A 742-nucleotide genomic window follows, 5' to 3' on the forward strand; every position below is an offset into this window, starting at 1 on the left:
GATCGGCAAGACTTGCCTCGTCCGCTTCGACAACAACAAATATTCCGTACTGTCGACCGCTGTGGGCCGTCCGGCCGAGATCCACGCATACGCTGAGCACATCGTCATTCGCCAGGATGGCGTCGAGATCGGTCAGCATGAGCGCTGCTTCGGCCGCGGCGAGACGATCTATAATCCTTGGCATTATGTACCGGTCCTGACCCGCAAGCCGGGAGCACTCAGAAACGGCGCGCCCTTCCATGACTGGGTTCTGCCGGCTGCCATGGAGAAGGTGCGCCGTCGGCTAAAGGCCATGGCTGACGGTGATCGTCAGATGGTGTCGATCCTGGAATGTGTAGGACTGGACGGGCTTCCCGCTGTCGAGGCGGCCTGCCAGGAAGCGCTCGATCAAGGCGTGTTCTCGGCCGCCATCATCATCAATATCCTGGCTCGCAATCGTGATCCGCAGCCACCCGCCATTCTCTCCATTCCCGACGCCCTTCGCCTGACCCATGAGCCTCTGGCAGATTGCGCACGTTACGATAGCCTCCGGAGGGCAAGCTGATATGGAACGATCCCAAATCCTCGACATGATGGGCGCGCTGAAGCTGTTCGGTATGCGTGGCGCTTACGACGAGATCATGGCCTCCGGTATCAAGCGGCAGCATGAGCCGCCGCGCATCGTGGGTAACCTGCTGCAGTCGGAGATCGCCGAGAAGCAGGCGCGCTCCATCAAATACCAGCTCACCGTCGCCAAGTTGCC

At 60.6% G+C, this 742-nt stretch carries 1 protein-coding gene and 1 pseudogene; both read left to right on the forward strand.

Annotation, left to right across the window (positions count from 1 at the left end; all coding sequences use genetic code 11):
- Window positions 1-544 (forward strand): Mu transposase domain-containing protein (locus tag HPQ62_RS20910; protein WP_425312665.1); only part of this gene is annotated, 544 nt, incomplete at its 5' end.
- Between the two features lies 1 nt (window position 545).
- Window positions 546-742 (forward strand): annotated as a pseudogene (locus tag HPQ62_RS20915) (ATP-binding protein); the annotation flags it as partial.

The sequence above is a fragment of the Martelella limonii genome (genome assembly GCF_013344475.1).
Classification (GTDB): domain Bacteria; phylum Pseudomonadota; class Alphaproteobacteria; order Rhizobiales; family Rhizobiaceae; genus Martelella; species Martelella limonii.